At 50.4% G+C, this 21,215-nt stretch carries 22 protein-coding genes; 15 read left to right on the forward strand and 7 right to left on the reverse strand.

What is annotated here, in order from left to right:
- Position 1: 1 nt before the first annotated feature.
- On the reverse strand, positions 2-907 hold the full coding sequence (locus AWR27_RS08780; RefSeq protein ID WP_077130825.1) for a 1-aminocyclopropane-1-carboxylate deaminase/D-cysteine desulfhydrase: 906 nt from the start codon (positions 905-907) through the stop codon (positions 2-4).
- Positions 908-1,008: 101 nt separating this feature from the next.
- Between AWR27_RS08780 and AWR27_RS08785 the strand changes: the two genes are divergently transcribed.
- The 4 genes from AWR27_RS08785 to AWR27_RS08800 are packed head-to-tail and all read left to right on the forward strand — an operon-like array spanning position 1,009 to position 5,297.
- Positions 1,009-2,034 (forward strand): RluA family pseudouridine synthase, encoded by a 1,026-nt coding sequence (locus AWR27_RS08785; RefSeq protein WP_077130826.1) that lies wholly within the window; start codon positions 1,009-1,011, stop codon positions 2,032-2,034.
- Between the two features lie 60 nt (positions 2,035-2,094).
- The gene (locus tag AWR27_RS08790; RefSeq protein WP_077130827.1) at positions 2,095-2,520 is read left to right on the forward strand and encodes a four helix bundle protein; all 426 of its coding nucleotides are present in this window, start codon (positions 2,095-2,097) and stop codon (positions 2,518-2,520) included.
- A gap of 50 nt (positions 2,521-2,570) precedes the next feature.
- Positions 2,571-3,023 carry a GNAT family N-acetyltransferase gene (locus AWR27_RS08795; protein ID WP_077130828.1) on the forward strand — a complete coding sequence of 151 codons (453 nt, stop codon included), beginning with the start codon at positions 2,571-2,573 and terminating at the stop codon, positions 3,021-3,023.
- Positions 3,024-3,068: 45 nt separating this feature from the next.
- Positions 3,069-5,297, forward strand: a complete 2,229-nt coding sequence (locus AWR27_RS08800) for a transglycosylase domain-containing protein (RefSeq protein WP_077130829.1) — start codon at positions 3,069-3,071, stop codon at positions 5,295-5,297.
- A 60-nt stretch (positions 5,298-5,357) separates the two neighbouring features.
- Here the strand turns inward: AWR27_RS08800 and trmD are convergent, their stop codons facing one another.
- The 3 genes from trmD to AWR27_RS08815 are packed head-to-tail and all read right to left on the reverse strand — an operon-like array spanning position 5,358 to position 7,239.
- Positions 5,358-6,041 (reverse strand): tRNA (guanosine(37)-N1)-methyltransferase TrmD, encoded by a 684-nt coding sequence (gene trmD / locus AWR27_RS08805; protein ID WP_077130830.1) that lies wholly within the window; start codon positions 6,039-6,041, stop codon positions 5,358-5,360.
- Positions 6,031-6,615, reverse strand: coding sequence for a ribosome maturation factor RimM (gene rimM / locus AWR27_RS08810; RefSeq protein WP_077130831.1), 585 nt, complete (start codon positions 6,613-6,615; stop codon positions 6,031-6,033). The genes trmD and rimM overlap by 11 nt, the downstream gene beginning before the upstream one ends.
- Before the next feature lie 60 nt (positions 6,616-6,675).
- Positions 6,676-7,239: a 30S ribosomal protein S16 gene (locus AWR27_RS08815; RefSeq protein WP_077130832.1), complete on the reverse strand. Its 564-nt coding sequence runs from the start codon at positions 7,237-7,239 to the stop codon at positions 6,676-6,678.
- A gap of 168 nt (positions 7,240-7,407) precedes the next feature.
- Between AWR27_RS08815 and AWR27_RS08820 the strand changes: the two genes are divergently transcribed.
- Positions 7,408-7,857, forward strand: a complete 450-nt coding sequence (locus tag AWR27_RS08820) for a hypothetical protein (protein WP_077130833.1) — start codon at positions 7,408-7,410, stop codon at positions 7,855-7,857.
- A gap of 32 nt (positions 7,858-7,889) precedes the next feature.
- Here the strand turns inward: AWR27_RS08820 and AWR27_RS08825 are convergent, their stop codons facing one another.
- The gene (locus tag AWR27_RS08825) at positions 7,890-8,342 is read right to left on the reverse strand and encodes a hypothetical protein (RefSeq protein ID WP_077130834.1); all 453 of its coding nucleotides are present in this window, start codon (positions 8,340-8,342) and stop codon (positions 7,890-7,892) included.
- Positions 8,343-8,737: 395 nt separating this feature from the next.
- Here AWR27_RS08825 and AWR27_RS08830 point away from each other — a divergent pair, with 395 nt between their 5' ends.
- From AWR27_RS08830 to dnaE, 3 genes are all read left to right on the forward strand, one after another.
- Positions 8,738-8,926, forward strand: coding sequence for a hypothetical protein (locus tag AWR27_RS08830; RefSeq protein WP_077130835.1), 189 nt, complete (start codon positions 8,738-8,740; stop codon positions 8,924-8,926).
- Complete coding sequence (locus tag AWR27_RS26110) at positions 8,919-9,113, forward strand: type II toxin-antitoxin system RelE family toxin (protein WP_198045118.1); 195 nt, start codon at positions 8,919-8,921, stop codon at positions 9,111-9,113. Before AWR27_RS08830 ends, AWR27_RS26110 begins: the two co-directional genes overlap by 8 nt.
- A gap of 65 nt (positions 9,114-9,178) precedes the next feature.
- Positions 9,179-12,793 carry a DNA polymerase III subunit alpha gene (gene dnaE / locus AWR27_RS08840; protein WP_077130836.1) on the forward strand — a complete coding sequence of 1,205 codons (3,615 nt, stop codon included), beginning with the start codon at positions 9,179-9,181 and terminating at the stop codon, positions 12,791-12,793.
- Between the two features lie 48 nt (positions 12,794-12,841).
- Here dnaE and AWR27_RS08845 read toward each other — a convergent pair whose 3' ends face one another.
- Positions 12,842-13,741 carry a hypothetical protein gene (locus tag AWR27_RS08845; RefSeq protein WP_077130837.1) on the reverse strand — a complete coding sequence of 300 codons (900 nt, stop codon included), beginning with the start codon at positions 13,739-13,741 and terminating at the stop codon, positions 12,842-12,844.
- 102 nt (positions 13,742-13,843) lie between these two features.
- On the opposite strand from AWR27_RS08845, the gene AWR27_RS08850 reads away from it, so the two are divergent.
- Genes AWR27_RS08850 through AWR27_RS08865 form a run of 4 tightly spaced genes read left to right on the forward strand, consistent with a single transcriptional unit; the run spans position 13,844 to position 16,878 of the window.
- Positions 13,844-14,518 carry a porin family protein gene (locus AWR27_RS08850; RefSeq protein ID WP_077130838.1) on the forward strand — a complete coding sequence of 225 codons (675 nt, stop codon included), beginning with the start codon at positions 13,844-13,846 and terminating at the stop codon, positions 14,516-14,518.
- Positions 14,519-14,531: 13 nt separating this feature from the next.
- Positions 14,532-15,611 carry a sensor histidine kinase gene (locus tag AWR27_RS08855; RefSeq protein ID WP_077130839.1) on the forward strand — a complete coding sequence of 360 codons (1,080 nt, stop codon included), beginning with the start codon at positions 14,532-14,534 and terminating at the stop codon, positions 15,609-15,611.
- Positions 15,608-16,366 carry a LytR/AlgR family response regulator transcription factor gene (locus AWR27_RS08860; protein WP_077130840.1) on the forward strand — a complete coding sequence of 253 codons (759 nt, stop codon included), beginning with the start codon at positions 15,608-15,610 and terminating at the stop codon, positions 16,364-16,366. The genes AWR27_RS08855 and AWR27_RS08860 overlap by 4 nt, the downstream gene beginning before the upstream one ends.
- 29 nt (positions 16,367-16,395) lie before the next feature.
- The gene (locus AWR27_RS08865; protein WP_077130841.1) at positions 16,396-16,878 is read left to right on the forward strand and encodes a GNAT family N-acetyltransferase; all 483 of its coding nucleotides are present in this window, start codon (positions 16,396-16,398) and stop codon (positions 16,876-16,878) included.
- 258 nt (positions 16,879-17,136) lie between these two features.
- Here AWR27_RS08865 and AWR27_RS08870 read toward each other — a convergent pair whose 3' ends face one another.
- Positions 17,137-17,793: an ABC transporter ATP-binding protein gene (locus AWR27_RS08870; protein WP_077130842.1), complete on the reverse strand. Its 657-nt coding sequence runs from the start codon at positions 17,791-17,793 to the stop codon at positions 17,137-17,139.
- A gap of 140 nt (positions 17,794-17,933) precedes the next feature.
- Between AWR27_RS08870 and sucC the strand changes: the two genes are divergently transcribed.
- From sucC to AWR27_RS08885, 3 genes are all read left to right on the forward strand, one after another.
- A complete protein-coding gene (gene sucC, locus AWR27_RS08875) occupies positions 17,934-19,151 on the forward strand; it encodes an ADP-forming succinate--CoA ligase subunit beta (RefSeq protein WP_077130843.1) in 1,218 nt (405 codons plus the stop codon).
- 253 nt (positions 19,152-19,404) lie between these two features.
- The gene (locus AWR27_RS08880; RefSeq protein WP_077130844.1) at positions 19,405-19,920 is read left to right on the forward strand and encodes a hypothetical protein; all 516 of its coding nucleotides are present in this window, start codon (positions 19,405-19,407) and stop codon (positions 19,918-19,920) included.
- A 210-nt stretch (positions 19,921-20,130) separates the two neighbouring features.
- Positions 20,131-21,213: an FAD-dependent oxidoreductase gene (locus tag AWR27_RS08885; protein WP_077130845.1), complete on the forward strand. Its 1,083-nt coding sequence runs from the start codon at positions 20,131-20,133 to the stop codon at positions 21,211-21,213.
- Positions 21,214-21,215: the final 2 nt, after the last annotated feature.

Raw genomic sequence — 21,215 nt, forward strand, 5'->3', positions numbered from 1 at the left:
CTTACGGAACATTACGGCCCTGTAGCCCGCCCGTATGCACGGCAACGACGGTAGCGTTATCGGGAAAATAACCTTGCCGGGCGAGGTCGTAAATAGCATAAAACAATTTGCCGGTATAGACCTGTTCGAGCAGGACGCCCGTTCGCTGTTCAAACGCCCGGATGAAATTCAGCAGTTCGGGCGTGGTTTTGGCGTAACCACCAAAGTGATAGTCAGTGAGCAGGTGCAGACAATCTTCTGGGTATTCGTTCAGATTTAAGCAAACAGCCGGGAAACTGTTTATGCCTTTCAGCACCACAACGCCCAGAACCTGCGTGGCTGGCGTGGCCGATTGCGCGATGCCCGCTACGGTCCCGCCCGTGCCTACGGCACAGCCTACGTAGTCGGGTGCTTGACCTAATTGCTGCGTGATTTCGGGCAGAATTTCGGCGGTGCCGCGCCGGGCGAGGTCGTTGGTGCCACCTTCGGGCAACACATAGCACGGGCCGAACTGCCTGAGCAAATCGGCCACAAATTCCGGTTCATCTTTACGGCGATAGTCGGTGCGGCTGACGAAATGGAGCCGCATCCCCGCCGATTCACAAAACGCGAGTGTTGCGTTGCGCGGCAGATACGCTAACTCATCACCGCGCACGATGCCAATTGCCTGAAAACCAAATACCTGCCCGGCTGCGGCTGTGGCGTAGAGGTGGTTGGAAAATGCCCCTCCGAAGGTCAGCAATGTAGAAAAATCCTGCTCGCGGGCGGCTATGAGGTTGTATTTTAGTTTCCGCCATTTGTTGCCCGATACTAATGGATGCAGCAGATCGTCGCGTTTCAGAAACAGCCGGATTGGTACAGGTTCGGGAAACGGGTCGGGCAGATAGTGCAGGGGCGAATCGGCAACAGTGTGCAGAATATCAGGCATGGGGCTGTATCTTCGTGGAGGGAAATAGTTATTACACAGCGATTCACAGAGAAAATAGAGACGCACTGAGGTCTCTGGGTATCTCTGTGTAACAAAGAAAAATGCAAAACGAGATTACCGACGACGAAGACGAGTTATACGAACACCACCGAATTGTGGTCGATAAAGGGCAAAGCCTGCTACGCATCGACCGGTTTCTGATGGACCGGCTGCAAAACGCTACCCGCACCAAAATTCAGGCCGCCATCGACGTCGAATCGGTGCGCGTGAACGGCAATGTTACCAAAGCAAGTTACAAAATTAAGCCGCTCGACGTTATCACGGTATCGTTGCCGCACCCGCCCCGCGATACCGACATCAAGCCCGAGGCAATTCCGCTCAACATCGTTTTTGAGGACACCGATTTGCTCGTATTGAACAAACCGGCTGGCATGGTGGTACACCCCGCCCACGGCAACTGGGACGGCACACTCGCCAACGCACTTGTCTATCATTTTCAGAACCTGCCGACCACCCAAAACGGCGTGGCCCGGCCCGGTTTGGTGCATCGCATCGACAAAGACACGTCGGGGCTGATGGTGATTGCCAAAACCGAATACGCCATGACGCACCTGGCCCGGCAATTTTTCGACCACAGCATCGAACGCACCTACCAGGCACTTGTGTGGGGACTACCCGAACCCGCCAACGGCACCATCACGGGCTACATTGGCCGCTCGGTAAAAGACCGCAAAGTGCAGACCATTTACGACGACGAGACGAAAGGGAAATGGTCGGTAACGCACTACAAAACGCTGGAGCCGCTACGTTACGTATCGCTGATGCAGTGCAATCTCGAAACGGGCCGGACGCATCAGATACGGGCGCATTTTCGGCATATCGGCCACCCGCTCTTCAACGACGCCATGTATGGGGGCGACCGCATTCAGCGCGGTATGCCCGTTGGCAGCTACAAAGCGTTCGTAGAAAATGCCTTCAAACTGCTTCCCCGGCAAGCCCTCCATGCTAAATCGCTGGGTTTCGAGCATCCTCGCACCAAACAATGGCTTCAGTTCGATTCGCCCCTCCCCGACGACTTCCAGGCCGCGCTGGAGAAATGGCGGAAAATAGTGATGAGTGATGAGTGATGAGTGATGAGTGATGAGTGATGAGTGATGAGTTTTAAAAATAATTTTACTTTTTTCAAAATGCACAAATTATCGAAACAGCCGAGTGCTTTACAGGAGAAAACGCTGAATCTGGCGGTCAGAATTGTCAATCTTAGTCGATATTTGGCGCAGGATAAGAATGAGTATATTATCAGTAAACAGATACTGCGTTGTGGTACAAATCCAGGAGCGATGGTTCGGGAAGCCGCCAATGCTGAAACCGGCGTTGATTTTATTCACAAATTAGGCATAGCTCAGAAAGAAGCTGGCGAAACGCTTTATTGGCTCGAACTGTTACACAAAACCAATTTTTTGACTGCAAGCGAATACACTTCTATAGCTGTAGACACTGAAGAAATAATGAAAATGCTAAGAAGTTCAATTTTGACGAAAAAGAAAAATTTGGCAACAAAAGCCGTCTCAGCCATATCACTAATTGCTATTCTCGTTTATTTTGCTTTTTAACTCATCACTCATCACTCATCACTCATCACTCATCACTCATCACTCAAAAGATGATTTCCATACGCCCCGGAACCCGCACCGACATTCCGCAAGCTTTCGATTTAGTTACTGAACTGGCCGTTTATGAACTTGCCGCCGATCAGGTTTCCAATACCGCCGAACAAATGGCCGAAGACGGCTTCGGGCCAAACCCGCTTTTTGGAATGCTCGTAGCCGAAGACTCTGAAAGTCAGAAAATTGTGGGCATGGCTCTGTATTATTTTCGCTACTCGACCTGGAAAGGCAAGCGGCTCTATCTCGAAGATATTATCGTGACCGAAGCGTTTCGGGGCTACGGCATCGGTAAATTGCTCTTGGACGCCACCATCGAAATGGCCCACGAAACCAAATGCACGGGCATGATGTGGCAGGTTTTAGACTGGAATCAGCCCGCCATCGGTTTCTACCAGCAATTCGGCACCCGCTTTGACAACGGCTGGACCAACTGTCATTTAGATTTTTAACCCGGCTGAAAACCCTATCTTTGCGCTTCCGAATAGTGATTGAGCATGACGGATCGTCAACGTAAAGCCCTCCGTATTACCGGCTGGGTATTTTTAAGCCTATTTCTGATAGGACTGGTGGGTGCTGGTATTGCCTACTCCAAACGCGAAAACCTGTTGCGCGTAGCACTCGACCGGGCCATTCGTAAAGCCAAACGTGATTATAATCTCGACGTAACCATCGCGTCGGCCCAGTTCACCGGGTTAAGCTCCGTAGCGTTTACCGGCATTTCGGTGGTGCCGCAGAATCGCGACAGTCTGGCCCGTATCGACCGGATAGAGGTGGGCGTTCGGCTGTGGCCGATGCTGGCAGGCAAAGTAAGTTTGTCGGCCATGACGCTCGAAAACGGGCTTATTCAGGTGGTGAAGCGCGATTCGTTGACGAACATCGATTTCCTGATTCGCCGGAAAAAGCGCGACTCGACCGAAACACAAACCACCCGCCGGACAGACCTCTCGGACGTTGCCGAAAATCTCATCGACAACATTCTATCGAAAGTGCCTGACGATCTGAGCATCCGAAATTTAGAATTTAGGGGCATCTCAGACACAACTACGGTTAGTCTGCTGACTGAATCGGCGGTTATCGATGATGAAGAGGTAAACTCAACCATTCGGGTCAACGGTAATTTTGCAACCTGGCACATCACCGGCACCGCCGACCCCGCCGACCGCGAGTATGACCTGGCCCTGTTTGCCGAAGGGCAGAATGGTCAGCCGCGCCCGCTCGAACTGCCGTATATTCAGCAACGGTACAAATTGAAACTACAGGTCGATACGCTCCGGGCAAAGTTAGACGACGTTGACCGCGACGGAAGTGAGTTTCGGATGGAAGGAGCCGGGTCGGTACGAAACCTGCGTATCAACCACCCCGCCGTGGCCCGCACCGACGTGTTGGTGCCGTCGGCGTCGATGGAAGCCAATGTATTTGTGGGCGAAAATTACGTGGGCGTCGATAGTTCGTCGGTGCTGCGGTTAGGTGAAGTCAGTGCGCGGCCTTTCGTAAAATATACGCTCTCGCCAACCAAAGCCTATGAACTGCAAGTGCATACCGACCCGATGGACGCGCAGGCGGTGTTCAACTCATTTCCGCAGGGCCTTTTCGAGTCGCTCGAAGGCATGCAGGTTACAGGCAAACTCAAATACGATCTGGCGTTTCAATTAGATACCGAACTACCCGATTCCGTCAGATTCAATTCTGCTTTAACGCAGGATGGTTTTCGGATTCTGAAAATGGGCCGGACCGATTTTGCAGCTATCAACCGCCCGTTTGTTTACACGCCCTACGAAAAAGGGCAACCCGTTCGCCCGATTATCGTTGGCCCCGAAAACCCTGATTTTACGCCTTTAGACCAGATTGCCCCTGATCTGCGTAATGCGCTGCTGACGTCGGAAGATTACACGTTTTTTACGCACAAGGGCTTCAACGAGAAAGCGTTTCGGGTGTCGATAGCAACTAATTTCAAGGAAAAGTCATTCAAGCGTGGTGCCAGTACGGTGTCGATGCAGTTGGTAAAAAACGCCTTCCTGAACCGAAATAAAACGCTCTCGCGCAAAGTCGAAGAAATTTTGATTGTGTGGCTGATTGAAAACGAGCGGCTGATTCCGAAAGAGCGGATGTATGAGGTCTATCTCAACATCATTGAATGGGGTCGCAACATCTACGGCATCGGCGAAGCAGCCCGCTATTATTTCGACAAAACACCTGCCGAACTGAACCTCGGCGAAAGCATTTTTCTGGCTTTTGTGGTACCGCGCCCTAAACGCGCCCTCGACTGGTTTTTGCCCGATGGCTCGTTGCAGGTTCGTAACGTGCGCGGCTATTTTAGAATTATTGGTCGGCTGATGGCTAAACGCGGCCTGACCGCCCCTGATTCGGGTGCTTACGGCTTCTACGACGTGCGCCTACGCCCAGCCCTGCGCCGTCAAATTGCTCCTGTCGATAGCCTATACCCATCTGATAGTCTGCTGCTCGACGGTATGGAGGGTGATATTGACGATGGCGAAGACGGCGTTGGTGGTTTCCTACGTCGACTATTCAAAGGCAAGGACGATGATAACCGGCGCGAAACCGAACCAACCACGGTTCAACCCGAACGCCCGGAGCCAGTACCCGGCGAAGTCACCCCGACCGACACAGTCAAAACCCGCAAACAACTCCGGCAGGAACGGCGCGAACGCAAACGACGCGAACGCGAAGAACAGCGATTGCAGGAAGAAGGGACGTTGAATTGAAAGTGAAAAATTAAAAGTGAAAAATGCCTGCTGGTGAGCAACATTTTTCACTTTAATTTTTCACTGTACATTATCAAGTAAATCAGGTCGTCTGGCCTTCGTTCTGGCTAACGCTTGTTCGTGCCGCCACTCGTCAATTTTGGCTTCGTGACCGCTTAGAAGGATGTCGGGAATGCGATGGCCTTCCCATTCTGCCGGGCGGGTGTACACGGGTGGAGCCAGCAGGTTGTCCTGAAACGAGTCAGTCAGAGCCGATGTTTCGTCGTTCAGGACGCCGGGCAGCAGCCGTATAATGGCGTCGGCCAGTACGCAGGCTGCCAGTTCGCCCCCGCTCAGCACGTAATCGCCGATGCTGATTTCTTTGGTAACGAACAGCTCCCGCACCCGTTCATCAACGCCTTTATAGTGGCCGCACAGGATAATCAGGTTCTGCCGCAGTGACAGCGCATTGGCCGTTTGCTGATTCAGCCGTTCGCCGTCGGGCGTCATGTAAATCACCTCGTCGTAGGTGCGTTCGGCCTGCAACATACGAATGCAGCGGGCAATGGGTTCAATCTGCATCACCATCCCCGCGCCACCGCCAAACGCATAATCATCGACGCGCCGGTGTTTGTCGGCGGTGTAATCGCGCAGGTCATGAACAACCACTTCGACGTAGCCGCCCGTTTGCGCCCGTTGCAGAATCGAGTGCGCAAAAAAGCTATCTAACAACCGCGGCAGGCAGGTGATAATATCAATCCGCATCGGTTTCGTCTTTGTCGCCGTCAACATCGGGGGCATCCTTACTGTCTTCCATGTAGATTTCGAGCAACCCATCGGGCAGAGCCACATTCAGTTTCTGGTTGGCCCGGTCAACAGTGCGAACGATGTCGCTATTGATTGGAATCAGCACTTCGCGCCCCTGATAATCCATCGCAATCAGGTCCTGTGCGTTCATGGCATACACGCCCCGCACGATGCCCAACGCGCCCGCTTCGGCATCAACTATTTGATAGCCAACGATTTCGTGAAAGTAAAACCGGGTTTCGTCAGTGATCGGTTCGAGTTCGTCTAAGGGCAGATAAGCCGCACAATTGATGAGCCGCTCGGCCTGCTCAAGGGTATCGACGTCTTCAAAGGCCACAATGGCACGGCTGCCTTTCACAATGGCAATCGACTCGATGAAATACGGCACCAACTGCCCTTTTACTTCCAGCAGAACCGTCTCTAAATCAGCATATTCGTTGGGCTGGTCAACGTCTAAGTATAAGACCAGTTCACCACTCACGCCATGCGTTTTGGTGATGTGCCCCAGTTGATAGCAATCGTCTTTTGTCATATACAAAATGAGCCTGCTCAGGGTTGAACAGGCTCAGGAATAACCATGTTTGGCGAAAAACTATTCCGCTGCGGGCGTTTCTTCCGTAGCGGCTGCAACATCCGTTGCGGGCGTTTCTTCGGCAACAGCTTCTTCGGCTGCAGGAGCCTCAGCAACTGGCTCTTCTACGCGGTTTTTCTTGGCAATTGCTTCGGCGCGGGCTTCGTTCACCTTACGCTCAGCTTCCAGACGAGCGGCACGAGCCTGCTCTTTGGTTTGCGTTTTGGTGTCGGCAGCGGTGGCTCTACGACCTGCTTTTTCTTCTACCCAGGTATTGAATTTTTCATCAGCCTGTTCCTGCGAGATGGCCCCTTTATTGACGCCCACTTGCAGGTGTTTTTTAAACATGATGCCTTCGTGCGACAATACCGAGCGGGCGGTATCGGTCGGTTGGGCACCTACCATCAGCCAGTAGAGCGCACGCTCCGGCTTCAGGACGACCGTTGACGGGTCGGTGTTGGGGTTGTACGTACCGATTTTTTCGATAAACCGGCCATCGCGGGGCGACGTCGATTCAGCGATTACGATGTCGTACATCGCCATTTTTTTGCGTCCACGACGCGCTAAACGAATTTTAACAGCCATTTGTGCTTGTTGGTTTTGATGGGAGGACGAACCCCCCGCGTAAAACGTGGCCGCAAAGGTACGAAAAAAGTTGGAGGTTCAACGTTTTCTGCCCGAAGTTGTTTTGAACTAAGTAAATAAGCTGATACGCTTTGCTTTGATTGACGCATTAGCGTTACACACAACGATATGAAAACGATTCAATTCTGGGCAGCCGGATTGCTTTTAATCATGGCAGTCAGCGACTGTAAAAAAACGGTTGTTGATAATGAGGAATTAACTTGCCAGCCACCCGCAAATCTCATTGCCCAGTCTCCCTGCGAAAGCAATTACCCCGGCGCATTGCTGATTGCGTCAGGCCACCAACCGGCTACTGGCGTACAATTTGAGTATCAAATCTTTGTGCAGAAAGACACGCTGTCGAACGATGTCTCGCCGGGCCGCACCACCTACGGCAATGCGTCGAACGAGCGCATTATCATTCCCGAAAGTGCGCTGAAAGATGCCCCCAAGTTTATCGTTGGTGTATTGCTCAATTGCCCATTCATTCCCAAGCAGCAGAGCGGACCAGTCTATTTTGCGTTCGTCAGACGACCGTCCACCACTTCGTGTTACGTTTGGGCACGGCAAAAACTATGAGACCTCTCACAGTACTGTCGCCTTCCGGTCTGTTACAATTTTTGCGGTATCCACCTGTAGCAATTTTCGTAATCGTCTGCTCGCGCCGGACGCTTGATAAACGCGAATGCAGAAGTTGCCAGCGGGATACCATTACACGTCATTGTTAGCTTCACAAAAAATTTAGGTGCAGTTCGCAATACCGAATCGAGAACGAATGTCCGCTCGCGATTGGCTGATACCGTACCCCATTTATTTCTTTTTATAGAAACATCGGCAGACAATGTATCAGATTGTGGATATAGCTGAAACACGAACTGCGAATTCGGGGCGTCCGTGAAACCAGAAGCAACCAGTAACGTTGTTCCAATGCCGCTTTCGCACGGGCCGAGGGCAGTCAGTGCAGTTGGCGGCTGGCAGGTCGCCGTAGCGTTGTCATCTGGTTTTTGACAAGCATTTAACACCAGTAGCAACAGCACGTAGCTGCTGAGCAGTCGTAGCTTCATAGCGAGTTGAGCCGTAAAACAGGCAAAGATTATAGTATTGTAGATCTACCGAGAGCATATAAAATGGCTGACGCGAGAGAGACGCAACCCTTTGCGTCTCCCCTGCGTCAGCCATCAACCCGTTGCGTCTCTCGCGCGTCAGCCATCAATCCTTTGCGTATCCCTTGCGTCAGCCATACGACAAGGCTATTTTGTATTCTGTCCCGAACGTGTTCTGTAATCCATCGGTTAATTGAGACACGCACCCGGCGCAACCGGGTCACCATCAGGAAATAAGCCTTTTCGTTTCCTTTTTACCTGGAATTATCGTGAATATTTGTCAGCGTAAAGTCGGGATAAACCATCTCAGATTCGCCGTTTTTTATCAAATTTACAGAAGCTAATCCGCTACAGATATGAGAGGCATTCATTATTTAACCGATGACAACGGGCAACGGACGGCAGTAGTCATTGATATTCAGACTTACGGTGAAGCACTGGAAGATTTTCTCGACGGTCTGGAAGCCGAAGCCCGCAAAGCCGAACCAAAAGAAGATTTCAACGAAGCCGTGGAGCGGATAGTAGCCGAAAAGCAGAATGGCTGAGTATCGTATTATCATTTCACAGTCGGCAAGCAAAGAACTTTCAAAGCTACCCGTTGTCATAATCCGGCGAATACAGACATCCGTAAATGCCTTAGCTTCAGACCCACGTCCGACTAATTGCAAAAAGCTAAAAGGCCACACAGATTTATACAGCATTCGTGTGGGCGATTACCGGGTTGTCTACTGAGTTGAAGATCAGGAGTTAATCATTGAGGTTGTCAAAATTGGCAACCGTAAAGACGTATATAGTTGATGCAATTCTCACACCTCCACTGCCATACCCAATACTCGCTGCTCGACGGGCAGGCCGATATTAAGAAGCTGATTAAAAAGGCCAAAGCCGACAACATGCCCGCCGTTGCCATCACCGACCACGGCAATATGTTCGGCGTATTCGAGTTTGTGGCCGAAGCCAGCAAACAGGGAATCAAGCCCATTGTCGGTTGTGAGTTCTACGTCGTGGACGACCATACCCGCAAGCAGTTCACCAAAGAACAGAAAGATATTCGCTACCACCAGTTGTTGCTGGCAAAGAATCCGCAGGGCTACAAAAACCTGGCAAAACTCTGTTCGCTGGGTTACATGGAAGGGCTGTATGGAAAGTACCCCCGCGTCACGAAAGCCCTTATCGACCAGTACAAAGAGGGGCTGATTGCCACGACCTGCTGCATCGGAGCCATTGTGCCGAAAACGATTCTCAAAAAAGGCGAAGAAGCGGGCGAAGCCGAGTTCAAATGGTGGCTCGACCGGTTCGGCGAGGATTATTACGTGGAACTGCAACGCCACGAAATCCCCGATCAGATCAAGGCCAACGAGGTGCTGGTGAAGTTTGCCCGGAAGTACAACGTCAAAATAATTGCGTCGAACGATTCGCACTACGTTGACCGCGACGACTGGGTGGCGCACGATATTCTGCTATGCGTTAACACGGGTGAAAAGCAAAGTACCCCGTCGATGAAGGAGTTCAGCGACGACGAGGCCATGCCCAAAAATACGCGGTTCGCGTTCTTCTCCGATCAGTTCTATTTCAAGAACACGCAGGAGATGAGTACGCTGTTTCACGACATGCCCGAAGCTATCGACAACACCAACGAGATTGTCGATAAGGTAGAAACGCTGAAGCTGAAACGCGATATTCTGCTGCCCAACTTCCCCATTCCGCAGGCGTTTCAGGTACACGACGACAACGTGTTGAACCAGTGGGAATACCTCAAACACCTGACCTACGAAGGTGCCCGCAAACGCTATGGCGAAATTGAAAGCCATGTGCAGGAACGGCTTGATTTTGAATTGTTTACCATCAAAACGATGGGCTTCGCGGGCTACTTTCTTATCGTGGCCGACTTTATCCAGGCCGGGCGCGACCTCGGCGTGATGGTGGGGCCGGGGCGTGGTTCGGCGGCAGGCTCAGCGGTGGCGTATTGCATCGGCATTACCAACATCGACCCCATCAAGTACGACTTGCTGTTCGAGCGGTTTTTGAACCCCGACCGGAAGTCGATGCCCGATATCGATACGGATTTTGACGACGAAGGCCGTCAGAAAGTGATTGATTATGTGGTCGATAAATACGGCAAGCAGCAGGTAGCGGCCATTGTTACGTATGGTACGATGGCGGCCAAGTCGGCCATTAAAGACGTGTCGCGGGTGATGGATTTGCCGCTCAACGATGCCAACGCGCTCGCCAAGCTCGTTCCCGACAAGCCGACCTACAACATGACCCTCAAGCGCATTTTTGAGGACCCCATCGACGGGCCGGGCGGGCTGGCTAACCTCATTCAACCCGAGGAGGTGGAGAACGTAAAGCGGATGCGGGCACTCGAAGCGGGCGATCAGAGCGTGGGGCGTACCATGAAGCTCATCGACACCGCAAAGGTGCAGAACGTGCTGCAACAGGCGCGTCGGCTCGAAGGTACGGTGCGTAACACGGGCGTTCATGCCGCCGGGATTATTATTGCCCCCGACGATCTGAGCAACATCGTACCGGTATCGACCTCGAAAGATACCAACCTGATTATCACGCAGTATGAGGGCAAAGTAATTGAAGATGCGGGCGTTATCAAGATGGATTTTCTGGGGCTGCGTAACCTCACCATCATCAAAGAATGCCTGCGGCTCATCAAGCAAAATCACGACATTGAGATCGACATCGACGGTATTCCGCTCGATGATTCAAAAGCCTACGAACTGTTTCAGCGGGGCGAAACGAACGCCATTTTCCAGTTCGAATCCGACGGCATGAAAAAGCACATGAAGGACCTCAAGCCCGACCGCTTCGAGGACCTCATTGCCATGAACGCCCTCTACCGACCCGGCCCAATCGCCTACATTCCGAACTACATCAACCGCAAACATGGCCGCGAAGAAGTCAAATACGACCTGCCCGAAATGGAAGAGTATCTGGCTGATACCTACGGCATTACGGTCTATCAGGAGCAGTTGATGCTGCTGTCGCAGAAGCTCGGCAACTTCACCAAAGGGGATGCCGACGTGCTGCGGAAAGCAATGGGGAAAAAGCAGAAAGACGTGCTCGACAAAATGAAGGGCAAGTTCATGGACGGCTGCGCAGCCAACGGCCTGAACCTGAAAATCTGCGAAAAAGTCTGGACCGACTGGGAAGCCTTCGCCAGCTACGCCTTCAACAAAAGCCACTCGACCTGCTACGCCTTCGTAGCTTACCAAACCGCCTGGCTCAAAGCGCATTACACGTCGGAGTACATGGCCGCCGTATTGACAAGCTGCCTCGGTAACATCGAAAAAATTACGTTCTTCCTGGAAGAATGTAAGAACCTCGGCCTGCCCGTTCTGGGGCCGGACGTGAACGAATCGGAGCGCGTATTCGGCGTAAATAAAAAAGGTGAAATCCGGTTTGGGCTGGGCGGTATCAAAGGAGCGGGCGATGCGGCTGTAGAAGCCATTATCGAGGAGCGCAAAGCGGGTGGCCCTTATCAGGATATTTTTGACTTCGCCATCCGGGTTAATTTACGGACGGTAAACAAAAAAACGTGGGAATCGCTGGCCTACGCCGGTGCGTTCGATTCTATTGACGAGTACCACCGGGCGCAGTATTTCGACGTGCCACCGACCGAGAACAGCCCGTTTCTGGAGAAAATCATCCGCTACGCCAACAATTACCATACTGAGAAGGCAGCCGCGCAACAATCGCTGTTTGGCGGGGCTGGTGGCGATCCCATGATTCCGCGCCCCAAAGCCCCGACCGTGCCGGAATGGAATCAGATCGAGAAGTTGAAGTACGAGAAAGAAGTGGTTGGTTTCTACATCACCGGCCACCCGCTCGATGAGTTCCGGCTTGAAATGGATGCATTCTGCAACTGTGCGTTGAACAAGGTACTGGAAAGCAAACAGCCTGAAATCAAGATTGGGGGTATTGTGTCGTCGGCAGAGCAGCGGGTATCGAAAAACGGGAATCCGTGGATGAAATTTGTGCTGGAAGACTACGAAGGGTCAATGGAAATTGCTCTCTTCGGCGATGATTACGTGCGGATGGGGCAGTACGTTGAAACGGGTCGGTTTTTGCACATTACGGGCAAAACGCAAAACAAATGGAGTTCCGACCAACTGGAATTCAAAGCCTCGTCGATCCGGCTGCTGAACGAGATGCGGGAGAAAATGTGCAAGGAAATCCGCGTATCGCTCACCCTCGACGCCCTGAACGCGCAGTTGGTGGCCCGGCTCAACGAGTTGGTCAGCGCACACCCCGGTCAGTGTACACTCTCGCTGAACGTGGTGGATCCTCAGGAAAATATTCAGGTTAGTTTGCAGTCACGAACGCTGAAGGTATCTCCGGGAAACACCTTCCTGCGGGCGTTGGAAGCGATGGAGGGCGTAACGTGTAAGGTGGCGTAGCGATTATCTGCGTAAATCCGTAGCATCCGCTTAATCCGTGTTCCATCATTACACCAACTCCTGCCACGAAATTAGGCCAATTGCCACTACCGCCAACGCCAGGCCGATTTTGTTGGCGGTTGACAGCTTTTCCTGAAAAAACAGTGCGGCTACCAGCGCGGCCAGTAAAATGACGCCGATGTTGTAAATGGGATAGACAAACGCGCCGTTGCCGCCGTAGGCCGACAGAGCCAGCAGCAGGGTATAGAAGCTTAGAAAGTTCGGAATGCCCAGCGTTACAGCCGCCACCAGACTTTTGGCCTGAAACGTCTCCTGCCCACGCACGAGCCGGATCGCCAGCATGAGCAGGCCCGTTACGATGGCCCCCAGCACCATCGTCAGCGTCACCTGAATGGTTTTGTCTGCCGACGGAATATAGCGCAGGTTCATGTAATTAATCATGGCGTTGGTGGCCCCGTAGAGCACAAACACCGCCACCGGCAACAGCACGTCGGCCCCCGCCCTTACGCCTTTATCCCCCACCCCCTGCTCCTTTTTATATGTACTCAAGCCTACGGCCACCACCGCCAGTACTAATCCGGCGTAGTTGAGCGCGTCGAACGGGCGACCCGCCGAACCGAATACAAACAGGCTGAAACTGACTGGAATAACAAGCGACAGATTATTAGCCAGCGACGTAGCCGTGATGCCTATGCGCTGCGTACTGGCTCCAGATAGCAGAAACGTTACTATAAACCCAACGCCCAGCCCCAACGCCAGCCACGTCCACGTAGCGGAGAAGTCAATACTGAACGATTGACCGGCAGGAAGCAGCGCGTAGCCCGTCAGGAAACAGACTAAATAGTTGACAACAATGGCCTGAAAGGTGTTGACGCCAAAGCGCGGAAATAGCCTGAAATTCAATAGCAACGCAACCGACAACAGAATACTGAGCACCAGAAAGAGCATAAGCGCAGGGTGGAAGGGATAATTTTCGGGCGAAGTTAACAGCCCAATAGCGTTGTTAGGCTTATCTTTCGAGCGATATTCGCAAAAAAGACAACCTGCGTTATGAGTCGAAAATTATGCCTGTGGATAGGTTTGGCCGTTCTGGGTAATGTTTCAGTCAACGGACAAAGTAAGTTAGGCAAGTTGTCCGTAGCGGCTACACTGTCGCCCACCTATCGGCATATTGCTTATCGACCACAATACCTGTTTCCTGAAAGCGACGGCCAGATTGTTGAACCCGTTTTTGTGGTCGGTAATCGCTGGACGCCCGGTTTCACTACGGGCCTGACCGCCCATTACGAGTATGCGCCCGGCTGGTCGGTAGTATCGGGAGCCTGGTTTCAGCAAACAACACTGCGACAAACCCGCCCCGGTAACGACGGTACTACCCGGATACAGAATCGGATAATTCGGATTCCGGTAGTGTTAAATTTTCAGTCGTCGCAAAAGCAGCTATCACCCTATTTTTCGCTTGGTTTCTTTGCCGATTGGCCCTTGATGGGCCGGAACATCGTTACCCGAACCGACCAGCCTACGCAGCGGCTCCGGCTTCAGAGCGACAAAGGCCCGTATTTTCACGTTATGGCTGGTGCCGGAGCCATCTATCGTATCAACAAACAATATAGCGTTGTCGTACAGCCGCAATACGCCTATGACCTGGGGCGGTTTGGCGGCTACCGAACGCATAATCCGGCGTTTGGCCTAACGCTGCTGACACAGGTTTTGTACACGTTCTGACCGCATACCGACAATGGCAACACCCTTCAACAAATGGTTTCGCTTGGTGGGAACGCCGTTGCTGGGGCTGCTGCTGTACCTGACCGTCTATTATATCGACCCCCGTTCGTTTGAGCAGGATGCCCATTATCACGGCGACGACGCCTGGCAAACCTATTGCCTCGACATCGTGGCCGCGCTGTTCGGTGCCTTTCTACTGTCGGAAACCAGTTTCTGGATTATCGAAGAACTCAATCGGCTTATCTCGTGGGAAAACCACCCCGCATGGCGTGCGCTGGTTCAGCTCGTAACGCTGACCGTTGCCAGCATTGTCCTGATCTGGCTGTTGGTGTTGGGCATTACCTGGCTCGAAGACCCGGCCTATCAATACACCGAAACCGATCTGCTCAGTATCCGGCAAACGATTGTATTCGGTAGCCTGATGGCCCTGTTTATCAATGCAATTCATACGGGAGAGTACTTTTTTGGCCGATGGCGAACAACCACGCTCGAAGCCGAACGACTCCGGCGCGAATCGGCAGAAGCTCAGTTGCAAGCCCTGCGAAGCCAGCTCGATCCGCATTTTCTGTTCAACAATCTGAACACGCTGCTGAACGTGGTCGAAGAAACGCCCGAGCAGGCCGCCGACTTCGTTACCAACCTGTCGATGGTGTACCGGGCCGTTCTGCAACAGCAGGAACAACCGCTCGTGACGCTGGCGCAGGAGTTGCGATTAGCGCAGTCGTATTTGTATCTGCTCGAAAAACGTTTTGGCAAAGGCTTTCACGCCGACATCGACGTACCCGACGCCTGGCATGACCGGAAACTGCCGCCCCTGACCCTGCAACTGCTGCTCGAGAACGCTGTAAAACATAACAGTTTCACAGCATCGAAGCCGTTGCATATTCAGATAGAAAGTACCGAACCCGACAGGCTGACGGTTCGTAACAATCGCCAGCCGAAACCTGCCAATGGCGTTCATCTGACCGACCTGGAGCCATCAGGAATTGGCCTGAAAAATATTGATAACCGTTACCGGCTGCTGGGTCAACAACGGCCTCTTGTTCATAAAACGGAGACCGAATTTTCTGTACAACTGCCGCTTCTCCTATGACCGTACTACTCATTGAAGATGAACAGGCAGCCGCCCGTCGACTCACCCGGCTCCTGCTCGACATCGACCCAACCTTACAGATTGGCCCCGCGCTGGGTAGTGTAGCCGCTGCCGTAATGCATCTGCAAACCCAACCCCATCCTGATCTGATTTTGAGCGATATACAGCTTTCCGATGGGTTGAGTTTTGCTGTTTTCAGGCAGGTTGAGCCGCGTTGCCCCATTATTTTTACCACTGCCTACGACGAATATGCCATTCAGGCGTTCAAGCTGAACTCGCTCGATTATTTGCTCAAACCCATTGTGGCAACGGAATTACAGGCGGCTTTGGCAAAGTTCAGGAAATTGACACAATCCCAATCGCCCTCCGTTGACTATCAGCAGCTTTGGCAGGCGCTGAATCAATCGCAGCGAACGTATAGGCAACGATTTCTGATTAGCTATCGCGATACCTACCGCACAATTCCAGCCAGCGAGGTGGCCTATTTTTACTCAGAAAACAAAATTACCCGGCTGGTATGTCCCGATGGCAAATGGTATCCGCTAACCGAAACCCTCGAAGAACTCGCCGAACAGCTAAACCCGAATCAGTTTTTTCGCGCCAATCGGCAGTATATTATCAACCTGACCAGCATCGTCACCATTCATAAGCACTTTAACGGTCGTTTGAAAGTAGATTTGCAGCCACCCATCCCCGACGACCTGTTCGTAAGTCGTGAACGCGCCGACGAGTTCAGGAATTGGTTGAATCAATAAGCAGGCCGATCAGGCTATCTTCACATACTATGCCCCTAACTCTCCAACCCCTCACTGAGGCCGACGTTGCCTTTGCCATTGATGCCGAAAATCACCCCGACAATCGACGGTTTGTTGGTCAATGGACAGCCGAGCAATACCGTAACGCCCTCGCCGATCCCAATTACCAATGCTTCGTATTCATGGCAAACGGCGAACGTGTAGGCCACTGCCTGCTCTATGATTTGCAGAATCCCGACAATGCTGTGCTGCTAAAGCGAATTGTGATACAGGCGAAAGGAAATGGCTACGGACGAGCCGCCCTGCACGAACTGGCGCAGTACACGTTTAAAATACTAAAAGCCAACCGGCTATGGCTCGACGTTCGGGCATTTAACGACCGGGCTAAGTCGTTGTATGAATCGGTGGGGTTTGTTTGCGAAGGTACGTTGCGCCGGGCCTCGCGCGTAGACGACGACTATGTAGACCTGAACCTGTACGGTCTGTTGCGCGAAGAGTATGTTGAAAAATAGAAAAAGCCGCGCAGGGCGGCATAGCAGATTAACCCTAAGGTAGAGATAGTTGCGTTAAAACAAAAAAGCCAAGCGAGACACCCTCTTGGCTTTCTGATTTACTCAACGTTATGAAAAACTTTTCTTTTCGACACAAGTATAGAACAAAATTCGCAAAAAAAGATTCTATCGCAACAAAAAATTTTATTAAACAGGCTAATACCCTGACGATTAGCTATTTACAAATAATTTTTTCTAAATTATTTTGAGTATATATACTTACTCTATCACACCATCGCGGATTGTAACGGTCCGGTCGGCAAGGGCTGCGAGTGCCTCGTTATGCGTCACAATAATGAACGTCTGCCCAAGTTCATCCCGTAATCGAAAAAATAACTGATGTAATTCTTCCGCATTTCGCGAATCTAAGTTACCACTCGGTTCGTCGGCAAATACAATTGCCGGTTCGTTGATAAGTGCCCGCGCCACCGCCACACGCTGTTGTTCGCCCCCCGATAGCTGCGAGGGCAGATTACCGAGCCGCTCACGCAGCCCCAGCGTAGTTAAAAGCGATTCGGCCCGTTGCCGTACAGTGCGTTCATCTTTGCCCGCAATGAAACCCGGCAAACACACGTTCTCCAGTGCCGTAAACTCGGGTAGCAGGTTGTTGAATTGAAAAACAAACCCGATACGTTCGTTGCGGAAACGAGCCAACTGGTTGTCGGTCAAAATAAACACGTCCTGATTGGCAATCTGAAGGCTACCCGTGTCGGGCCGGTCGAGCGTACCCAGAATGTGCAGCAGCGTGGTTTTTCCCGCGCCCGACGCCCCTACAATCGACACCACTTCGCCGGGTTCGATGGTCAGATTAATCCCTTTTAGAACAGATAAATTACCGTAATTCCGGCGCAAATCAGAAGCGTGTAACAGCGGCATTTTTGAGTAATGAGTGATGAATGATGAGTGATGAGTGGCTTGAGTTGGCTAAAAACTCATCGTTCATCGCTCATCACTCATCACTTCGTATTAACTTGCCGCCAAAATTACGATTTTCAACACTCCTTGTTATAGTTGCCATGAACATACACGAGTATCAGGGTAAAGACATTCTCAAGAAGTACGGCGTTCGGATTCAGGAAGGCATTGTAGCCGAATCGCCCGAAAAAGCCGTTGAAGCCGCCAAACAGATTATGGCACAAACTGGCTCAAAGTTCGTGGTAGTAAAATCACAGATTCATGCGGGTGGCCGGGGTAAAGGTAAAATCGTTGGCTCCGAACAACGGGGTGTGGCCCTGGCAAAGTCGGTCGATGATGTACGGACTATTGCTATTAACCTGATTGGCAACGTATTGGTTACGCACCAAACGGGTCCCGAAGGCAAAAAAGTAAACAAAATATTAGTTGCCCAGGATGTGTTCTACCCCGGCGCATCGGAGCCCAAAGAGATGTACCTCGGCATTCTGCTCGACCGCTCGAAAGCCTGCAACGTAATTATGGCGAGCACCGAAGGCGGTATGGACATTGAAGAAGTGGCCGAAAAAACGCCCGAAAAAATCGTTAAAGAGTGGATCGACCCCGCCGTTGGTCTACAGCCGTTTCAGGCACGCAAAATTGCGTTTGGTCTGGGGTTGGAGGGTGAAGCTTTCAAAGAAATGGTGAAGTTCGTGACCTCGCTCTACAAGGCGTATGTGGATACCGATGCGTCGATGTTCGAGATCAACCCGGTGCTGAAAACGTCGGATAACAAGATTCTGGCCGTTGACGCGAAGGTAAATTTAGACGACAACGCACTCTATCGCCATCCCGACCTCGCCAACCTGCGCGACCTGAGCGAAGAAGACCCGCTCGAAGTAGAAGCCTCGGCCAACGACCTCAACTACGTGAAACTCGATGGTAATGTGGGCTGTATGGTGAACGGAGCCGGACTGGCGATGGCAACGATGGACATCATCAAACTGTCGGGTGGCGAACCGGCCAACTTCCTCGACGTGGGCGGTGGTGCCAATGCCAAAACCGTTGAAGCCGGGTTCCGAATCATCCTGAAAGACCCGAACGTTAAAGCTATTCTGATCAATATTTTCGGCGGTATCGTTCGCTGCGACCGCGTGGCAACGGGCGTTGTAGAAGCCTACAAAGCTATCGGCGATATTCCGGTGCCAATCATCGTGCGCTTACAGGGCACCAACGCCGAAGAAGGTGCCCGCATCATCGACGAGTCGGGCCTGAAGGTGCAGTCGGCAGTGCTGCTGAAAGAAGCCGCCGACAAAGTTCGGGCCGTGGTAGAAGCGATGTAAATGCGTTTAAATCGTCCCGTCAGCAACGTAATGTTATGTTGCTGACGGGACGATTTGCGAAATGCGTATTTTTGTATTTTACGCAAATTTTCAAGATGTTAACTAATTAACAATCAGATATTTACTAAAAAATAAAACTTGTTTAGCGAATTTTTGAGAAAGACCGCAAAAGTCAAAGTACGCGTCTATTTAGGAGTTGATGGCAACTATTGAAGGCAGAATTAAGCGTTGACTATTAAACAAAAATTAAACTATGGCAAACAATCCTATGCTACATCTTATGGTCGGGAAGTGGAAAACGCCCAATCATTCAAATTGTAAAGCAGACGATGACAGTCATAAAGTTAAAAAAAAAATACTCAAACGAATTGGACGAAAAAATTTTTCAAAAAAGGTTGGCGACAACCCTGATATTGATATTACTGTTGAAGGGGTAATAATCTTAAAAGGCAGGGGGAAATTTAAAAACAGACCCTATTTCGTTTCAGATATTTCTGCTGACGACTATTTTGTTTTGAAATTTGTTCCTTTCACCGAGTCAAATGAAGTTGAGATTTCTATTCTTGTTCCAGACAAGGAGGAAGAGAACAATGATACTGGATTTGAGTTTGAATTTATCTCAGACAAATTATACATCATTCCTAATGATGAAAGGCTTATTTTAATCACTATCAATTATCTAATTGACAAATATATTAACAATAACACCAAGCAAGAAGAGAACTTTCTAGTTGTGTTACAGTCAAACAACTTGAAAAATGAGGACTAAAAATAAGGCTGCTGCCAACATGTGTTTTGTGTCAGGCGGGCTGATGTGCAAACTTGAAGCTTTGTGCTTCTAATCAACTTTAGTAATAAAATGGAACTTTTTGCTCCGAAATACCGCCCGAACGCAAAGCCCCAAACCGTTGATGGCAAGTGTAAAAATCACACCTTTGGACAACATTAAGCATCTTGACAACCATTTTAATTTAAATTTGTGGACAGAGATATAACAATTATTGGTGCAGGTTCGACAGGACTTTCGGCAGGATTATTTTTGGAGTCGTTGGGCTATAAACCAAGGATATTTGAGAAAAGAGATAGAGTAAAAATAACAAAAGCAATCGGCATAAATCCTGTAACGCTTCAACTTTTTGAGAAATATGGACTTACAAAAAGATTCATAAATAATGGTTGGAGATTAGATTGCATGAACTTTTGGTACAATGACGATTTAATATATAAAAACCAATTTTCAAAAGTAAGACACCCCTACCCTTTTATGGTTATTCAGCCTCAGTTTGAAACTGAACAAATATTAGAGGACTATTTGAGCGAAAAAGGCATTAAAATTGAAAGAAACGTTGAACTTTTGAAAATATCGAATGACAGAACTTCAATGAACTTGGAATTCAAAAATATCAATAATGACACAAATTTTAGCCTTCAAACAGACGGAATTGTTATTGGGGCGGACGGAAATAAAAGCAAAGTCAGACAAGAAATTGGTGTAGAAATGAAAGGTTGGGAACACCCTACCGAATATACTTTGTACGACATCGAATTAGAAACCCCTATTTCGCACAAAGAAGGACATTATCGCTTTTATAGAGACGGTGCTATGCTTATGTTACATATTCGTGACGGAGTTTGGCGAGTTGGTGGAAATTTAAAAGACGTACTCAACTATTTACCAAAAGACACTAAAATTGGAAAAACAAGTTGGGAAACAAACTTTACTATTAGTGAAAAGGTAGCTCAAAATTATAGTGTTGGCAATGTACACATCATTGGTGATGCGGCACATATTCATTCGCCTTTGGGCGGAAAGGGCATGAATATGTGCATTGAGGATAGTTACATTTTCTCAGAGCTTTTTCACCAAAACAGAGAGAAAGAGTTTTCAACTATTAGACGTAAAAGAGTACAAACTACGGTTGGAGTGTTAGGGCAACTTACCGAAGTAGTAGGCGGACAGCATTTTATTGGTAGGGTAATGCGAGGTAGCATGAAACCTTTTTCATTCTTATTTCCAGTTTTTATGCCTTACATGAGAAACTTTTTACTCGGACTAAAATGATA

It is taken from the genome of Spirosoma montaniterrae (assembly GCF_001988955.1).
In the GTDB taxonomy this organism is placed as follows: Bacteria; Bacteroidota; Bacteroidia; order Cytophagales; family Spirosomataceae; genus Spirosoma; species Spirosoma montaniterrae.